We start from the raw sequence: 17,036 nt of genomic DNA on the forward strand, positions 1-17,036 counted from the left end.
AGGTCGGCGCGTGAGCGTCGCTCGACGCGGTCCGCGCGCACACACATCCCGCCACCGCGGCGGGCCGCGGCCGCGCGGCGAATTCCGCGGATCGGGGGTCCGCAACACCTCCTGCCAGAAGCCCGCCTCGTCCGCCGTGTCGGCGACGGCCGCGTGGAGCCGGTGCGACCAGTCCCGCAGCGAGGTGGGGACCGGCGGCAGCCCGGGCCGCCGGCCTGCACGCACCGCGTCCCACGCGGACGCGAGGTCGGCGAGCAGGATGCGCCAGGACACCCCGTCGACCACCAGATGGTGGGCCATGAGCAGCAGCCTGCCGTCCTGCTCGCGGCCGTTGTCGAACCAGACCGCCCGGAGCATGTCGCCGTGCCAGGGGTCGAGCAGGTCGCGCGCGAGGGCGGTCTGCTCGTCGAGGGCCTCCGGCGTCGCCGGCCCGGGGACGGTGGTCAACCAGTCGGTGACGTCGTGCCGGCCGGTCTCGCGGACCAGCAGCCGGGGCGTGTCGCGGTCGCCCGCGACCAGGACCGCGCGCAAGGCATCGTGCCGGTCCACCACGGCCTCGAGCGCCGCCCGCAGTGAGGGCAGGTCGGCCTCCCGGGGCACCCGCACCACCACGGACTGGTTGAACCCGCGCACCCCGTGCTTCCACCCGGTCACCTCGCCGAACCAGGCGAGGGCCGGGGTCGGCGGGACGAGCCCGGACGGCTCGGCGACCGGCTCGGCCGGGGCTTCCTCGGTGTGGGCGACGGTTGCGAGCTCGCGCGGGGTCCGGTGGCGGAACACATCGGTGGGTGACAGGCCGACCCCCGCCTCCCGCGCCAGCGAGACGACCTGGAGGGCCATGATGGAGTCGCCGCCGTGGTCGAAGAAGGATTCGTTCACGCCGAACCGCGGCACGCCCAGCACCTTGGCGAAGACCGCACACAGTGCCGTCTCGGCCTCGGTGACCGGCTCCGCGCCCTCCGTCTCGGGGTGCGCGAAGTCGGGCTCGGGCAGCGCGACGCGGTCCACCTTGCCGTTCGGGGTGAGCGGGAAGGCGTCCAGGACCACGATCGCGGCTGGGACCATGAAGTCCGGCAGCGAGCCGGCCGCGCGGCGCCGCAGGGCCGCCCGGTCCACGGTGGTGCCGGGCTCGGGCACCACGTAGGCGTGCAGCCGCGTCCCGCCGGCGGCGGCGACCACCAGTGCGCCCGCGACGGCTTCGTCGCGGGCGAGGACGGACTCGATCTCGCCCGGCTCGATACGGAAACCGCGGAGCTTGATCTGGGCATCGACGCGGCCGAGGTACTCCAGGGTGCCGTCGGCGCGGCGGCGGGCCAGGTCGCCGGTCCGGTACATCCGGGTGCCGGCCGGGCCGATCGGGCAGGGCAGGAACTTCTCCGCCGTCGCCGCCGGGCGGTCCTGGTAGCCGCGTGCCAGGCCGACACCCGCCACGTACAGCTCACCCGGTACCGAGGCGGGCACCGGCTGGAGCTCGTCGTCGAGCACGAACATCCGGGCGTTCTGGATCGGCATACCGATCGTCGGCTTCACGCGGCCGAACAGCGGCACGCTGCACGAGGCCGTCACCGTCGCCTCTGTCGGGCCGTAGGCGTTGAACATCCGGCGCCCGGCCGACCAGCGCTCGGCCACCTCGGGCGCGCAGTCCGCGCCGCCCACCACCAGCACCCGCAACTCGGGCAGCGGGACGTCGGGCAACGTCGCGACGACGACCGGCGGCAGCGCGGCGTGCGTGATCCGCTGCTCGCGCAGGAAGTCGTGCAGGTAGCCGCCGGAGAGCGTGCGGCCCACCGGGGCCAGCACCAGGCAGGCGCCCGAGGCCAGCGTGGGCCAGATGTCGGCCACTGCGGCATCGAAGCTAGGGGAGACGAACTGCAGGGCCCGGCTGCCGCGTTCGAAGCCGAACCGGGTGATGTGGTCGTCGACGAGGTTCGACAGCCCGGCGTGCGAGACAACGACGCCCTTCGGCCTGCCCGTCGAACCAGAGGTGTAGATGACGTACGCCGGGTGCTCGGCCAGCACCTCGCGTCCGGCCGCCGCGCTGCCGCCGCGCCCGGTCACCGCGCCGGTGCGGTCGATGACACAGGCCGGCCGGGAGTCGGCGATCAGCAGGTTCCGGCGCTGTTCCGGGTACTCCGGGTCCACCGGGACGTACGCGGCCCCGGCCTTCAGGACGGCGAGCATCGCCACCACGAGCTCTGGTGAGCGCGGCAGCGTGATCGCGACACGGTCCTCCGGCCCGACCCCACGCTCTGCCAGCTCACGGGCCAGTACCCCGGCCCGCTCGTCGAGCTGTGCGTACGTCAGGGTCTCCGGACCCGCGACCAGTGCGAGATCGGACGGGTGCGCGGCGGCCCGCTCCGCGACGGTCCGCGCGACGAACCGGATGCCCGGCTCCCGCGCGGTGTCGTTTCCCTCGCCGAGGACCACCCGTCGCTCCTCGTCGGAAAGGAGTGGCAGCCGGCCGACCGCCAGGGCGGGCCGGGCCGCGGCGGCCTCGGCGAACCGCAGGAAGCGGTCACGGTGCGCCCGCACCTCCTCCTCGGTGAAGTAGTCAGGGCTGGCGTCGCAGGCGATCCCGACGCCGCCCTCGGCCGGGCTCCCGATCCCGAAGGTCAGGTCGGGCGCGGGACCGGCCGACAGACTGTGCACGGTCACCGGGTGCCCGGCCCACGCGGTGGTGGGCAGCGCGGGCAGGAAGTTGACCATCGCGCCGAGCAGGCCGAACTCGTCCCCGGCGAGGCCGAGAGCTCGGGTGAGGTCCTCGTGCCGGAACCGCTGGTGGCGCAGCGCGGCCGTGAACTCCTCGCCCACCTGAACGAGCAGGTCGGCCAGGCTTGCCCCGGCCGGTACGGTGATCCGCAGCGGCACCGTGTTGCTGGCCATGCCCGGAGAGCGCCGTTCGCCCGGGGACGTCCGGGCCGCCACCGGCAGGCCCAGCACGACCTCCTCACGGGCGGTCATCCGGGCGAGGTAGGCCGCGGTTATCGCTGTGACCACCACGGGCCAGCCGGTGCGCCGCTCGCGGGCCAGGTCGCGCAGCGCGCGGACCGACTCGACGGCGAGTACGCCGGTGCGGCTGATCCGCTGGGGGTGGGCGTCGGCACCGGCCGGTGGGCTGGTGCGGACGGTGAGCCGGCTCGGCAGCGGCCGGTCGGCGAAGTGCTCGGTCCAGTACGCGGAGTCCAGCGCGTACTGCTCGGACCCGCGGTACACCGCGTCCGCCGCGGCGAGCGCCGGGAACGGCTCGAAGCGTCCTGCGCTGGGGGCCTCCCCGGCGGCGAGCGCCGAATACAGTTCGCCGAGCCGGCCGAGGACCATCGCGTACGTGGTCGCGTCGGCCGCGCAGTGGTGGTACCGCTGGTAGAAGAAGTGCAGGTCGGGCGCCAGGCGCAGCAGCGCGGCGCGGGACAGCGGGCCCTGTTCGAGGTCGGTGGGCCGGCGCAGATCCGCCCGCATCCAGTCCGCCGCGGCCGCCCGGGGGTCGGCGGCCGCGGTGAGGTCCACCAGCGCGAAGCCGTCCGCCTCATTGGCCGGGGCGGTCACCCAGGTGCCGTCCTGCTCTACGGCGCGCAGCCGCAGCACCCCGCACTCCTCGGCCAGCCGCCGCCACGCCTGCCCGAGCACCGCCTCGTCGACCGGGCCGCCGACCTCGGCGTAGCCCGCGATGACGAAGCGGCGCCCGGTGGCATCGAGGCGCTGCGCGGCCCAGGCACCGAGCTGTGCGGCCGACAGGCGCTCCGCCGGCAGGCTCATCGCTGCTCCCCGGCCTCGATCGCGGACCCCTCCAGGGAGCCCTCCGCCGACTGCGGCGGGAAGACCTTGCGGAAGGTGAAGGCTTGCGGGGTCGGCCCGTGCTCGCGCAGGTGCAGGAGCCGGGCATGCGCCTCCTCGACGGTGGGCACGGTCCAGGCCGGGACCCACCAGAGCACCTGGAAGGCCTCCGGCATGGAGACGAAGAACTCCTTGCGGCGCCGCATGAAGGCCGCGTGGTCCCCCTGGTAGACGAAGTCACGGAGGTCGTCCAGCGTCTCCCAGACGGAGAGGTTGACGATGACCCGCGAGTCGTCGGGCCACACCGCGTCCACCACCCGGCGCCCGTCCGAGGACCCGCCGAAGAGCCGCCACACATAGCCCTTGCTGAACTGGGCCTGGCGGTTGATCGGGTCGAAGTTCTCGACGAAGTCACGGAACCCGGGCGAGTCGACGGGCACCGCGGGCAGGCCGATGTTGACCTGGGCGATATGGAATTCGGCAGGCATGGGACTCCACTTTCGGACGGGGTCGGCGGCTGCCAGGCTCGCCGACGCTCCGGTATTCGGCCGGTGCGGCTCAGGGCACTGTGCGGCTCAGGGCACGCGGTGCTCGCCGGGCCGACCGGAGGCCGCGCCGACGAGATCCATGTGGGCCGGCGGCGCCGCGGCGGCTTGGCCCGACTGCCAGGTCCGGCCGACGAGCAGGGTGAGAGGCGGTCCGGTAGCGATGGTGGTCAGGAGCGCCATCGCGACGGGCCGAGCCGGACAGCCGGGACGAGACCGTGGCCGGGCGGTTCCGGGGGCCGGCCACGGCGCCAGGTCGTTGTTCATCCCACTCCCATGGGCCAGGACGCGAACTGCCGCCTGCCGTAGAGCAGTGGCGCCTCGTCGAACAAGGTGATGGCCTCGACCTGGCCGAAGACCACGGCGTGGGTGCCGACCACCTGGACGTCGCCCAGCTGGCACTCGGCCACAGCCAGCACGTCGTCGACGAGCCACGGCATACCGCAGTGCTGGGTGCGCTGCCAGCGCACCTGGGCGAAGCGGTCCACGTTCCGGGTCGAGAAGAGCCGGGCCGTGCTGGCCGCGCGGGCGTGCAGCAGGTTCACCGCGAACGCACCGCAGCGGGCCGCAACCGCCAGGGTCACGCTGGAGACCTCCACACAGACCAGCAGGGTCGGCGGGGACAGGGTCACACTCGTGAGGGACGAGCACGTCAGCCCCTGCGGCGCGCCGTTCTCCAGCGAGGACGTGATCACGGCGACACCGGTCGGGAAACTGCTCATCAGCGACCGGTACTCGTCCACGAACGGCTCGGTGCCGGTCGCGCCGGGGGTGCCGACGCGATCGGGCCCCGTCACGGCGTCGGCACGGAGCCGGGTGCCCGGTCCTGGCGCTCGCGCAGGCTGCTCAGGTACTCACGAGTGCCGGGCAGCGCCTTGGCCGGATCGGCCGCCTCGGCCGTCAGGGAGCATCCCTCGTCGAAGCTCTTGGACCTGCCGCCGATTTGCAGCCACCAGTCGGCGAGGTGGAAGCCGTCGGAGACGCGCGGCCGCTCGAACGGGTGGTGGAAGTGCGTGCCGTCGCCGCGCAGGTTCTCGAAGCGGATGCCGTGCTTGGCGGAGCCGGAGGCCGTCGGCATCCACTCCGTCTCGTCCAGGCCCAGGAAGTCGACGGAGTGCCGGACCGTACTGGAGGTCGCCTCGCCGACACCGATCGTCCCGACCCGGTTCGACTCGACCGGGGTGCCGTCCACCTTGTCGCCGAACGTGGCCTTGGGGTACGACGCGCTCATCCATCCGGATGTGCCGCCCCCCACGATCAGGACTGGATGAACCATCCCGTGCCTCCTTGAGAACGCGGAGCGGTTCGAGTGCCGAACCGACCCGACCACCCTGGAGGCCGCGGCTATAGCCGACCCATCGATGACCATGCGCTCCGCTCCGCACGCCGTCGGAGGCGCCCTGCGTTTCTCGCAACGAGCCGAAGTCGCTGATGTCCGGCGTGGACCTCCTGCGGCAGGCGGTAACCCACCGCCGAATGCAGGCGTTTGCGGTTGTACCGGAATTCGGTGTATTGCCGAAATGTCCTGCCGGGCAACGTCGGGCGTGCCGAGGGAAGCAGGTCGGCGGAAGCGGGCTGACGGTCGAGGTGGCGGCGGGCGGGCAAGCCGCCTTCCGTGCGGTCGGTGCGCTCGTCCGGCTGCCCGCCTCCGACCGCCCGAAGTCTTCCTGCGCGCCCTCGAGGCGGCCGGAGTTGGCGCTCATGTGGCGCTCCGGCCGCACGGAGAGCTCGGCAGCAGGGTGAAAAGGGTTGCTGACCTGCGGGTTCTGCGTGTCTCGCCATTCCGTACATCTTTCCGATGAAAGTGGAGTGCGTGGCGATTCTCGAACTGGCCGGTAAGGGCAACTGACCTGCGGTTTTGCACAGCCCGAGGTACGGAGCCTCAGCTGTTCTGGAAGCGGCGGGCCGCAGCCACGAGCTCGGTAGGCAGCTCGGGACCAGCACACGCGTGATCAATCAGCGGGTCCCGGTATGAGTCGTTCGGCAGGCGAGCCGGTCAGCCGTGCCCGCTGGGCGGCCTCGGCCGCGCGGAGTGCGAGCTCAGTCGACTCGTGCTTGATACCCCGATCGATCACGGAGGATACCCACATCCCCGAATCCGGCCGGGGCGTCGATGTCAGTGGTGACCACTAGTTTGGAGTCGCTGGAGATCGGCCGCACTGGCCGACCGGGCCTTTGGGGAGGGGTGGGCTGTGTCCGCTGCGCAGGCACGACAGTCGGGGAACACAACTTATCTGGAGCTGTCCCAGGAAAGCGGCGGTGCCCACAAGTTCTATGAGGTGACCGTCCAGGGGACCACCGTCTCCGTGCGGTACGGACGGATCGGTGTGGACGGGCAGCGCCAGACCTCCACCTTTCCGACCGTCGACAAGGCGGAGGCAGCGGCGGCGAAGAAGATAGCCGAGAAGGTGCGGAAGGGGTACGCGCCCGCCGTTCAGGGGCAGCGCGCAGCCCGCCCGGTGACGCGCCGTCAGGTGACGTCCGCCCCGTCCACGGCACGGGCGACGGCACCGGTGCTGTGGCGGTTCTCCACGGGCGCCTCGGCGTTCGGCATCCATGTGGACGAGGACCGCTGCTGGGTCGGCAACCAGCACGGCAGCGTCTACAACCTGAGCCATGACGGCGAGGTGCTGGCTCACTACTCCCTGCCCGACGGTGTGAAGTGCCTGGTGGCGGACGACTTCTGGATCTACGCGGGCTGTGACGACGGCCGGGTGTACGACCTCTCGGCGAAGGTGCCGTTCGCCGCTTACGAGATAGCGGCAGAGGTGGACATCTTCTGGCTGGACATCCACGCCGGCGTGCTGAACGTCTCCGACCGCAACGGCGGTCTGACGGTCATCGACCACGAGGACGAACTTCAGTGGTCACGCAACTCGTCCGGGGAACACGGGTGGATGGTGCGCGCCGACGACCGCGCCGTGTACCACGGGCACAGCCGCGGTGTGACCGCCTACGCGGCGGACGGCACCAGCCAGCTCTGGCACACCGCGACCAGTGGCAACGTGCTCTTCGGATGGCAGGAGGAGAACGCGGTCTACGCCGGGACGGGGCGGCGGGTTGTCCAGCGGCTCACCAAGTCCTCCGGGCGTATCGAGGCCTCCTACCAGTGCGACGCCGCGGTCTACTCGTGTGCCACGTCCCCCGGCGGGCGGTATGTCTTCGCGGGCGACTCCGCTTCCTCCGTCTACTGCTTCACCGCCGATGGCGCCCGGCTGTGGAAGCTCGGCACGGGTGGCGGCTCGGCGCTCTCCATGCAGTACCACGACGAAAGGCTGTACATCGTCTCCACCGATGGCTCGCTCGCCTGCATCGACGCGAGCGAGGCCGCGATCAACGCTGCTCAGTCGGGCACCGTCCCGGTCGCCGCGGACATCAAGCTGGCGGCTGCCCTGCCGACGTACGCACCGCTGACCACCGCCGCCTCCGTCGCCACGGTCAGTGCTGTCCCTGCGGCGGGGAGCGGAGTCGTCGTGGAGTGCTTCGACCAAGGAGGCCGGGTGCGCGTGCGTGTGCTCTCCGAGGGCTATGAGCCAGGTTGGAACGTCCAGTTCCCGCGTGCGATACGCCAGCCCGGCGCACGCTATGTGGTGGATGCGTTGCACTCCTCCTCGGGTGGCTTCTACCGAGTGCGCGGCGAGATCAGACGACTGGTGTGACCGCCGCCGGCGACCGCGCAGCCTGACAGCGAGGCGTGCCGTGGCCTCGGGTGAGGTCCGGGTGCGCCGGGTCCGGGCCGTCCGTCCTCGGGGCGTCCGCGGGGCTTGCTCGGGGCCTGGGCACCCCGCCTCTCCCGCCCCTGTCACAGAGCCGGCAGGCGCAGGGCGAGGAGGGCCACGTCGTCGGTGCTGCCGGGCGGCATGCGGGCGAGCAGCTGGTCGCACAGCGTGTCCAGCGGTGCCTGGGCGAGTGCGAGAGCGTGGTGGCGCAGCCCGCCCAGGCCGGTGCTGAGGTCGCTGCCGGGGACCTCGACCAGCCCGTCGGTGTAGAGCAGCAGCGTGGAGCCCGGTGGCAGGGACTGCGTGGCGTCGGGTCGGCTCGTTTCGGTACCCAGGGGGGCGCCGAGGAGGATTCCCTGTCCGGCTTCGAGGTAGCGCGCGTGTCCGCCCGGGGTGAGGAGGAGGGGCGGCGGATGTCCGGCGCTGGTCCACCGAAGTGTCCACGGCCCGGTGTGCGGGTGGCCTTCGATCCGGGCGAGGACGAGGGTGGCCATGGAGACGGTGGTGATGGCGGACATGGCGTCGTCGAGACGGTCGACGACGGCGCCGGGCGGTCCGGTGTGGTCCCAGGCCAGTGAGCGCAGGATGCCGTGCAGTTGAGCCATCCCGGCCGCCGCGGTCAGGTCGTGGCCCACGACGTCGCCGATGACCAGCGCGAGCGTGCCGTCCTTCAACTCGAACGCGTCGTACCAGTCACCGCCGACCTGGGAGCCGGCCGGGGCCGGCTGGTAGCGGGCGGCCAGCCGCAGGCGGCCGGGCTGGGGGAGTGGGGCGAGCAGGTTGCGCTGCATGGCCTCGGCGACGGCGCGCTGGCGGCCGAACCGCCGTGCGTTGTCGATGACCAGGCCGACCCGGCGACCGATGTCGCTCACCACCTCCAGGTCGGCGCTGTCGAAGGGGTGCGCCGGATCGGTGCGCACCAGCGTCAGGGCGCCGGTGATCTGGCGTCCGGAGCCCAGCGGCACCGTGATGACGGACCTCGCGCCCACCCTCCGCAGAAACCCGCTGTGTGCCGCGGCCAGGGGAGAGCCGGGTGGCACGGCCGTCCCGGTCTCGTCCTGAAGTACGGGCTCACCGCTGTTCAGTACGTGGACGAGAGGTGAGTGGTCCCCCTCCCCGGGATCGGGAAGCCGCTCGCGCCCACCCTCCAGCGCGATGTCCCGGCCCGCGGGACCGGTCACCGCCACGCGGTGGACCTGCCCGGAACCAGCCAGCAGGTCGATCGCCGCACAGTCGGCCAGACGGGGAACCAGCAGGCGGCCCAGCCGGGCGAGGGCCTCGTCCGTCTCCAGGGTCTGGCCCAGTACGTCGGTGATCTCCGCGACGAGCGTCAGCCGCTCGTTGAGGTCCTCCAGGGCGCTCGTGTAGGCCGCACGCTCCCGACGCACGCCGTGGTCGCCCGTGACGTCGGTGAACATCAAGGCAATGCCCTCGAAGGAGCCGCCGTCCCGCAGGGGAGAAGCGGACCAGGAGATCGTGATCAGGCGGCCGTCACCGCGCAGATAGCTGTCGCCCTCCCCGCGCGCGGCGGACTCCTCGGCCAGCGCCTGGAGCAGCGGGCACCGCTCCCGGAGGAGCGGGCCGCCGCCCGCGTCCCGGTGCAGCAGATCGTGCGCGTCCCTGCCGCGCATCTCGGTGGCGGCACGGCCCAGCAGTCGCTCGGCGGCCGGGTTGAGGGCGACGATCCGTCCGGCCGGATCCAGCACCATCAGGGCCGTGCTCAGCTGGTCGACGACCTGCCGCCAGAAACCCGGCTCGGCCGCCGGCCCCGCCCGACCCGCATCTCCCGCACCGGGCACCGCCCCTGCACCACGCACCCGTCACCACGCACCCTCCAGCCGTCGCGGCTCCGCACCGGAGACCGCGGGCACGTCAGGGAAACCGACACACCAGTGTCCGATGGTCTCCCGGCCGGAGCCCGCCCGCACGGCCGACACGACGATCCGTTCCCGCACCTCCCGGGTGCCCGCCCCACCGCACGGTCGCCGCCGGCGGCCGGAACGCCGCCCGGCGCGCCGGGGAGAGCCGTACCGCGGAGAAGGTCACGCCGGCCTCTGCGGGCGCGGCCCTGCCGGGTCAGCCGCTCTGCTCCTCGGCCGCTGCGAGCCGTGTCCCCCGATGCGTAGGCATGACCGTCGCCGGTGTGTCTCGCCTAGGCCGCTACTTCGTCAGGGGCGGAGCAGGAGTGCGGAAGGGGCGCCGCCGGTCTCGTCCTTCCCGGGCTCCGGGGTTCCGGTGCGGGCTCGTTCCGCCGTCATGAGCGTGGTCGCGGTCATGGACGGGCCGGTGTCCGCACTCGCGGCGGCCATCAGCCGGGCGGCCGAGAGGGGCCCGGTTTCCGGGGGGATCACCAGGAGGTCCCAGCGGCCCGTGGTGTAGGACAGCAGCAGGATCTCGTGCGGATCCAGCTCCGAGGTGGACCAACCGACCTTCAGCACATGGCCGTTGGCGGACATCCTGGGTGGCAGGACCGGCCAGTGGCGGGGGTTGACCGCGATACGGGTGATCCGTCCCCACAGCGGATCCAGCACATCCGCCAAGGCGGAGAGCTCGCTCGGCAGGTCACGTGAACGGGGCCACCAGGCGCCGTCCAATCCGGCGGCCCCAGGGGAAGGACTCACGGATTTCAGCGCGAGGCGCGCGGTCGGAACCCTGAAGGGACCAGACGGACCAGACGAACTGAAGGGGCTGGGGGGAGCGGGCCGTGGGGAGACACGAGGCGTGGTGGCGGACATTGCGCGGACCCGTCTCCGGACCCCTGCGCAAGGGCAGCCGCCCGGTGTCGTCGCTCACCAGGAACGGCACCGGCATCGGAGTCGGTGTGCGAAATGCTCCCGGTGACTCAACGCTACTCCGCGACGGCGTCGGAGGGACCGTTCCCGGACGCCGTCCCACCTCCGCCGGCGGCCCGCTGCCCGGACTGGCTGGTTTCGAGCCAGGAGCGTGCGGGTTCTGCCGTGCGGGTGGTGTCCACGGTGAGGTCGAGGCGGGTTCCTCCGTCGGGGCCCGCGGGATAGCTGCGCTGCTCCGTGGCGGCGAAGCAGTGGCGCAGTACCTCCGCCACCCTACGGGCGACCTCGGGCGAGGCGGCGACGATACGGACCGCGGCATACCCGTCCGAGGGTGTTTGCATGGACTGCACGGCGACCTCGGAGTTCGGTGTCCCGGTATGAGACGGACTCGGACTGGATCTTCCACTCTACTCCGGCATGTCCCGCGGCCCCGCAGACGACCGGGGGAGCCCCCGGCCTCTGCCGGACAGGCCCTGGCCGGAAACTAGGTGCGCAGCAGCCGTTGGGTGATCTCCCGGTACTGCCTCAGCGCGTCCCGGAGTTCGGCGGAGTCGGTCTCGGGGTCCCGGTCCTGCCAGCCCGTGCGGAGGACCTGCCGCAGCTCCGCAAGGGCGTTCGTGAGCTGGGCGGCGGCCTCGTCAAAGGCGCCCTCGGCCTCCGCCAGAGCCTCGCGCGGGGTGTCCGCGAAGGTGTTGACGGCATGTCCGAGGCGGCGCACGATCTCGTCCCGTTCTTCCGGGGGGAGCAGCGGCTCCGGGCCCGTGGTGCGGCGTCCGCCGGAGGCCGGGGACCGGTCCGCAGGCTGCTGGGCGCGTGTCTGGTCGTACATCGTCGTGTGTACCGCTTCCGTTGCGATGGGGGGGCACCGCCTGAAGACGCCCTCGCGTCACCTTCTCGACGGCCTGCTCCAGGCTTCCGGGGACCCGGTCGACCCTGCCCCTTCATGGCCTGGTCCTCGGTCGTCCTGCCAGTCAATGTCCGGCGACGACCGGTGTCAACGCGACGCCGGCCCGGGCGCGTCCGGCCGGCGGGCGCCGGTCGACGCACTCCTGGTATCCCGCGCACACGGAGTACGAGGGAGTACGTTGGGGGGAGCGAGGGTGCGTCGTGCCTACCGGCAGGTCGTCTCCAGCACACCACCCATCCCCCAGGGGCAGTCCGTGACCCCGGCCGCACCTCCTTTCCAGCGGCCTTCGCCCAGGTCAAGGAGTCCCGCCGTGCCATCCACTCCCATAGCCCCCGTAACCCCCACCGCCCCCGTGGCTCCGAGCCCGCCGGACACTCCCGCGCCGTCCCGGGGCTACGACGGCGTCTCGCCCTTCCCGCCGGACGGACCGGTGCCCGCGCGCGACGGCGGGGAGCGGGTGTACGTGACCGTGACGGCGGTGATCGTCGTCCTGCCGTTCGTGGCTCTCGGCCTGGCCGGCTGGCTGCTGTGGGGCCGTCTCGTCCACCCCGTCGACATCCTGCTCGCCGCCGTCTTCTACACGGTCACCGGCCTGGGCGTCACGGTCGGCTTCCACCGCGGTCTCACCCACGGCAGCTACCGTGCGGTACGTCCCGTGCGCATCGCGCTCGCGGTGGCCGGTTCGATGAGCTTCCAGGGCGACGTCATCGGCTGGGTCGCCACCCACCGCCGCCATCACGCCTTCACCGACCGGCCCGGCGACCCGCACTCCCCGTACCGCTACGGCACACACCTGCGCGGCCAGTTGCGCGGGCTCCTGCACGCCCACATCGGCTGGCTGTTCCGCAACGACCGGACTCCCGCCGACCGTTACGCCCCGGATCTGCTCGCCGACCCCGACATCCGTGCCGTCTCGCGCGCCTTCCCGCTGCTGTGCGTCCTCACCCTGGCCCTGCCGTTCGGGGCGGGCTGGGCCATCGGCGGCAGCTGGGTGTACGGCCTGACCGCCCTGCTGTGGGCGGGACTTGTCCGCATCGCGCTGCTCCACCATGTCACCTGGAGCGTCAACTCCCTGTGCCACATGATCGGGGAGCGCCCCTTCCGGACCCGCCGCCACGACCGCGCCACCAACCTGTGGCCGCTCGCCCTGCTCTCCTTCGGGGAGAGCTGGCACAACCTCCACCATGCCGACCCGACCAGCGCCCGGCACGGCGTCGACCGCGGCCAGATCGACCCGTCGGCCGCCGTCATCCGCCTCCTGGAACGCCTCGGCTGGGTGTACGACGTGCGCTGGCCGACGCCGGACCGGGTCGCCGCGCGTCGCGCCTGACGGCAACCACGCATCCATTTACGGCAGTTGGCAGGAGCCTCATGACCACCGCACTGCAACCCGCGCTTCCCTCCCACCCGGTCCTCCGCCTGCACCTGGCGCCCCACGGCGACCTGCCCAGGCCCATCGACGGAGCATGGTGGCCGCGCTCCTACGACCTCCTCGTGGAACTCCCGCGACTGCTGGCCGGGTTGCCGCACGACTGGGGCCATATCACCAGCGTCACCGTCAACGGGGCGGTGTGGTCCGCGACGCCGGGCCGGATACTCGTCTCCAACCAGGTCGTCCGACTACGCAGAGCCCTGGCGGCGAACGCCCCGCACACCGTAGTCCTGCTCGCCCCCGGCCGCGGACGCTGGGACCTTGTGGTCGTGCCCCCGGACACCGCCGAGGACGCCGCGGAATCGCTCATGGCGGCCGCGGCGGGTGACCTCGGGGACGACCCCGGGGATGACTTCGGGGATGACCTCGGGGAACTCTGACCCGGGCGCCGTGCCACCGCACCTCCCGCCACTTGCCTCGGTTCGCGAAAATATTTCGTAACCGAGGCATTTCCCTCGCTTGTCCCTGCCGTGAATCCCGTGTCAGTGTCCCGGCCAGCAGGCAGGCCGTCGGCAACGTGACGTACGAAAGCCTTTCGTACGAGTCCGTACGAGTCCGTACGACTCCGTACGAGTCTCCGATCTGCCTCGCTCACCGACGGTATGGGGAAACAAGAGAGGCACGACCATGCGGAGAACACCGGTCAGCGGACATCTCGAAAGCCCGCGCATTCGTCGCGTCGTGGCGTCCGCCGTCACCCTGGCGGCGGCCATGGCCCTTGCCGCGTGCGGGACTTCGGGACCGTCCGGATCGTCTGCGGACTCGTCCGCGAAGGGCCTGACGATGTGGGCGCTCAACGACCAGACGATCCTCAAGGAGTCCGTCGACGCCTACAACAAGGACCACCCGGACGCACAGATCACCCTGCGGCTGTTCGCGAACGACGACTACAAGCAGAAGCTGCGCGTGGCCTTCGGCGCGAACCAGGCCCCGGACATCTTCTTCAGCTGGGGCGGCGGGGCCCTCGACGACTACGTCAAGGCCGGCAAGGTCGACGCGCTGACGCAGGCCCAGGCGAACACGGACCGGTACACGCCGAGCGTGATGCAGAGCGCCACCTTCGACGGCAAGGTCTACGGCGTCCCCGCCAACGGCCTCGCCCCGGTCGTCCTCTACTACAACAAGAAGGTGCTGGCCGACGCGGGCGTCCAGCCGCCGAAGACGTACGACGACCTGCTGGCGGCCGTGAAGAAGCTCAAGGGCAACGGCGTCACCCCGCTCTCGCTCGCCGCGAACTCCAAGTGGCCGACGCTGATGTACCTGGAGTACCTGCTCGACCGGCAGGGCGGCTCGGACGTGTTCACGAAGATCGCCTCCGGTGACTCCGCGGGGTGGCAGGACGCGTCGGTCACCAAGGCCAACCAGTACCTCCAGGACCTGGCGAAGGCCGGTGCCTTCGGCGACAACGCCTCCTCCGTCAACTACGACCAGGGCGCATCCACGGCCCTCCTCTACACCGGCAAGGCGGCGATGGAGGTGATGGGCACCTGGGAGTACGCCAACATAGCCAAGGCCGCGCCGGACTTCCTGAAGAAGGGCGACCTCGGTTACACCGCCTTCCCGTCGCTGTCCGGCGGTGCCGGCGACCCGAAGAGCATCGTCGGCAACCCCTCGAACTTCCTGTCCCTGAACTCCTCGTCGAAGAACAAGTCGGCCGCCCTGACCTACCTCAAGGACTACGTCCTGGACGGCTCCCAGGTCGACGCCTACCTCGCCGCCGGCAGTGTGCCGCCGGTCAAGGGCCTGGAGTCGAAGCTGGCCGCGGTGAAGTCGTCGTCGGACAAGCAGTGGCTGACGTTCGTCTACGACCTGGTGCAGAACGCCCCGGGCTTCCAGCTCTCCTGGGACCAGGCACTGCCCTCCGACCAGGCGGACCCGCTGCTGACCAACACCGACAAGTCGTTCCTGCGGCAGATCCCGCCCGCCGAGTTCGGTGCGAACATGAGCAAGGCGGGGTCGTGACCACCGCTGTCGCCGCCGGCCGTAAGGCAGGCCGCCGTTCGAGCGGCCTCCTCATGGCCGCCCCCGCCCTCCTCCTCTTCGGCCTGTTCGGTCTTGTCCCCCTCGTCGGCGTGCTGGCGCTCAGCCTCGCCGACTGGGACGGCCTGGGCTCCGTCGGCTGGGCCGGCTTCGCCAACTGGGGCGACGTCCTGACCGACGGTGCGACCTGGCAGTCGCTCTGGCTCACCGTCAAGGTGATGGCGGTGAGCTGGCTGGTCCAGACGCCGATCGCGCTGGCCCTCGGCGTCTTCCAGGCGCCGAAGGGGAAGGTGCGGGCGCTGTTCGCCGTGCTGTTCTTCCTCCCGCTGCTGCTGTCCGCGGTGGCGATCGGCCTGACCTGGCAGGCGCTGCTCGACCCGGCGTTCGGCATCGGCGCCACGCCCGGCCTGCACTGGCTGGCGAAGCCGCTGCTCGGCTCGCCCGACCTGGCCCTGTACACGGTGATCTTCGTGATCGCCTGGCAGTTCGTGCCGTTCCACGCGCTGCTCTACCAGGCCGGGATACGGCAGATCCCCACCGCGCTGTACGAGGCCGCCGCCCTCGACGGCGCGGGACCGGCGGCCCGCTTCCGGCACATCACCCTGCCGCAGTTGAAGTACACGATGGTCACCTCCAGCACCCTGATGCTCGTCGGTTCGCTGACCTACTTCGACCTGATCTTCGTGCTGTCCGGCGGAACGGGCGGCCCCGGCACCGCCACCCGGGTCCTTCCCCTGGCCATGTACATCACCGGATTCCAGACCCATGACATGGGCCGGGCCAGCGCCGTCGCCACCCTCCTGGTGGTCTTCGGCCTCGGCCTGTCGCTGCTGACCACCCGGCTGTCCGGCTTCACCCGGATGGACAGCCGGCAGGAGGGCATGTGAGCACCACCGTGACCAAGGCCCGTGCCGCCACCGCACCGGACGACGTCCCCGCCCGGGACACGGCGACCCCCGGTCCGGTACGGCCCAACCCCGTACCCGGCATCCTCCGCCGCGCCCTCAGCGGCAGCGCCACGCTGGTGTGGACGGCGATCGTCGTCGTACCCGTCTACTGGCTGGTCGTCACCAGCCTGCGCAACCGCACCGACTTCACCACCGACAGCCCCCTGGCGCTGCCCGGCCACCCGACGTTCGACAACTACCGGACCGTGCTGGACGGTGACTTCACGACCTACCTGCTCAACAGCGTGGTCGTCACGGCGGGGACGGTGGTGCTCGCGGTCGCCTTCGCCCTGATGGCCGCGTTCGCGATCGTCCGCGGCGCCGGCAGCCGCCTGTCCAGGCTGTCGTTCCGGCTGTTCCTGCTGGGTCTGGCGATCCCGTTGCAGGCCGTGATCATCCCCGTGTACCTGCTGATCATCAGGATGCGGCTCTACGACAGCCTGCTCGCGATCGTCCTTCCCTCGGCCGCGTTCGCGCTGCCGATCACCGTGATGATCCTGGTGAGCTTCCTGCGTGACGTGCCCCGCTCGCTGTTCGAGGCCATGATCGTCGACGGTGCCGGCGACTGGCGCATGCTCTGGTCGCTGGCGGCGCCGCTGGCCCGCCCGGCCCTGATGACGGTCGCCGTGTACGACGGACTCCAGGTCTGGAACGGCTTCCTCTTCCCGCTCATCCTCACCCAGAGCGGCGACAAGGCCGTACTGCCGCTGGCGCTGACCCTCTACAAGGGCCAGTTCGGCATCGACGTACCGGCCACCATGGCCGCGGTGGTGCTCTCCACCCTCCCGATGCTCGCGCTGTTCATCCTCGCCCGGCGCCAGCTCGTCGCCGGCCTCACCGCCGGTTTCTCCAAATAACCAAGTAGCCAAGCAGCCCATACCACCGGGCAGTTCACCCCGTACGACGGCCGGGCCCGCGCCCGGCCCCGTCGGCATGCCCGCGC

Annotated in this window: 15 protein-coding genes; 6 read left to right on the top strand and 9 right to left on the bottom strand. The window is 71.7% G+C overall.

The annotated features are described in order from the left end of the window. The 5 genes from ACWGJB_RS42805 to ACWGJB_RS42825 all read right to left on the bottom strand — a co-directional run. Positions 1-3,753 (bottom strand): non-ribosomal peptide synthetase (locus tag ACWGJB_RS42805; RefSeq protein WP_453385436.1); only part of this gene is annotated, 3,753 nt, incomplete at its 3' end. After that, positions 3,750-4,259 (bottom strand): DUF3291 domain-containing protein, encoded by a 510-nt coding sequence (locus tag ACWGJB_RS42810; RefSeq protein ID WP_453385437.1) that lies wholly within the window; start codon positions 4,257-4,259, stop codon positions 3,750-3,752. The genes ACWGJB_RS42810 and ACWGJB_RS42805, both read right to left, overlap by 4 nt. An 87-nt stretch (positions 4,260-4,346) precedes the next feature. Then, positions 4,347-4,499: a hypothetical protein gene (locus ACWGJB_RS42815; RefSeq protein WP_453385438.1), complete on the bottom strand. Its 153-nt coding sequence runs from the start codon at positions 4,497-4,499 to the stop codon at positions 4,347-4,349. Positions 4,500-4,579: 80 nt separating this feature from the next. Next, positions 4,580-5,113: a flavin reductase family protein gene (locus ACWGJB_RS42820; RefSeq protein WP_453385439.1), complete on the bottom strand. Its 534-nt coding sequence runs from the start codon at positions 5,111-5,113 to the stop codon at positions 4,580-4,582. Further along, positions 5,110-5,592 carry a tryptophan 7-halogenase gene (locus ACWGJB_RS42825; protein ID WP_453385440.1) on the bottom strand — a complete coding sequence of 161 codons (483 nt, stop codon included), beginning with the start codon at positions 5,590-5,592 and terminating at the stop codon, positions 5,110-5,112. Before ACWGJB_RS42825 ends, ACWGJB_RS42820 begins: the two co-directional genes overlap by 4 nt. 916 nt (positions 5,593-6,508) lie before the next feature. Here ACWGJB_RS42825 and ACWGJB_RS42830 point away from each other — a divergent pair. After that, entirely contained in the window at positions 6,509-7,975 is a 1,467-nt protein-coding gene (locus ACWGJB_RS42830) for a WGR domain-containing protein (RefSeq protein WP_453385441.1), read from the top strand. Between the two features lie 143 nt (positions 7,976-8,118). Here ACWGJB_RS42830 and ACWGJB_RS42835 read toward each other — a convergent pair whose 3' ends face one another. The 4 genes from ACWGJB_RS42835 to ACWGJB_RS42850 all read right to left on the bottom strand — a co-directional run bounded on the left by ACWGJB_RS42835 (position 8,119) and on the right by ACWGJB_RS42850 (position 11,656). Then, positions 8,119-9,834, bottom strand: coding sequence for a SpoIIE family protein phosphatase (locus tag ACWGJB_RS42835; RefSeq protein WP_453385442.1), 1,716 nt, complete (start codon positions 9,832-9,834; stop codon positions 8,119-8,121). Between the two features lie 369 nt (positions 9,835-10,203). After that, positions 10,204-10,656, bottom strand: a complete 453-nt coding sequence (locus tag ACWGJB_RS42840) for a DUF5994 family protein (protein ID WP_453385443.1) — start codon at positions 10,654-10,656, stop codon at positions 10,204-10,206. Between the two features lie 227 nt (positions 10,657-10,883). Continuing rightward, on the bottom strand, positions 10,884-11,168 hold the full coding sequence (locus tag ACWGJB_RS42845) for a hypothetical protein (protein WP_453385444.1): 285 nt from the start codon (positions 11,166-11,168) through the stop codon (positions 10,884-10,886). A gap of 143 nt (positions 11,169-11,311) precedes the next feature. Next, positions 11,312-11,656 carry a hypothetical protein gene (locus ACWGJB_RS42850; protein WP_453385445.1) on the bottom strand — a complete coding sequence of 115 codons (345 nt, stop codon included), beginning with the start codon at positions 11,654-11,656 and terminating at the stop codon, positions 11,312-11,314. Positions 11,657-12,059: 403 nt separating this feature from the next. On the opposite strand from ACWGJB_RS42850, the gene ACWGJB_RS42855 reads away from it, so the two are divergent. From ACWGJB_RS42855 to ACWGJB_RS42875, 5 genes are all read left to right on the top strand, one after another. Next, a complete protein-coding gene (locus ACWGJB_RS42855) occupies positions 12,060-13,064 on the top strand; it encodes a fatty acid desaturase (protein WP_453385502.1) in 1,005 nt (334 codons plus the stop codon). 41 nt (positions 13,065-13,105) lie between these two features. After that, complete coding sequence (locus tag ACWGJB_RS42860; RefSeq protein WP_453385446.1) at positions 13,106-13,546, top strand: DUF5994 family protein; 441 nt, start codon at positions 13,106-13,108, stop codon at positions 13,544-13,546. Between the two features lie 301 nt (positions 13,547-13,847). Further along, positions 13,848-15,128, top strand: coding sequence for an extracellular solute-binding protein (locus tag ACWGJB_RS42865; RefSeq protein ID WP_453385447.1), 1,281 nt, complete (start codon positions 13,848-13,850; stop codon positions 15,126-15,128). Between the two features lie 53 nt (positions 15,129-15,181). Continuing rightward, positions 15,182-16,033 carry a carbohydrate ABC transporter permease gene (locus ACWGJB_RS42870; RefSeq protein WP_453385503.1) on the top strand — a complete coding sequence of 284 codons (852 nt, stop codon included), beginning with the start codon at positions 15,182-15,184 and terminating at the stop codon, positions 16,031-16,033. Then, on the top strand, positions 16,030-16,950 hold the full coding sequence (locus ACWGJB_RS42875) for a carbohydrate ABC transporter permease (protein ID WP_453385448.1): 921 nt from the start codon (positions 16,030-16,032) through the stop codon (positions 16,948-16,950). The genes ACWGJB_RS42870 and ACWGJB_RS42875 overlap by 4 nt, the downstream gene beginning before the upstream one ends. Positions 16,951-17,036 lie beyond the last annotated feature (86 nt).

Source organism: Streptomyces sp. NPDC054813, from assembly GCF_053611365.1.

Coding starts and splice junctions, on each gene's coding strand:
- ACWGJB_RS42860 (WP_453385446.1), top strand. CDS start 13,106: ATGACCACCGCACTGCAACCCGCGCTTCCCTCCCACCCGGTCCTCCGC.
- ACWGJB_RS42810 (WP_453385437.1), bottom strand. CDS start 4,259: ATGCCTGCCGAATTCCATATCGCCCAGGTCAACATCGGCCTGCCCGCG.
- ACWGJB_RS42825 (WP_453385440.1), bottom strand. CDS start 5,592: ATGGTTCATCCAGTCCTGATCGTGGGGGGCGGCACATCCGGATGGATG.
- ACWGJB_RS42850 (WP_453385445.1), bottom strand. CDS start 11,656: ATGTACGACCAGACACGCGCCCAGCAGCCTGCGGACCGGTCCCCGGCC.
- ACWGJB_RS42870 (WP_453385503.1), top strand. CDS start 15,182: ATGGCCGCCCCCGCCCTCCTCCTCTTCGGCCTGTTCGGTCTTGTCCCC.
- ACWGJB_RS42845 (WP_453385444.1), bottom strand. CDS start 11,168: ATGCAAACACCCTCGGACGGGTATGCCGCGGTCCGTATCGTCGCCGCC.
- ACWGJB_RS42815 (WP_453385438.1), bottom strand. CDS start 4,499: ATGGCGCTCCTGACCACCATCGCTACCGGACCGCCTCTCACCCTGCTC.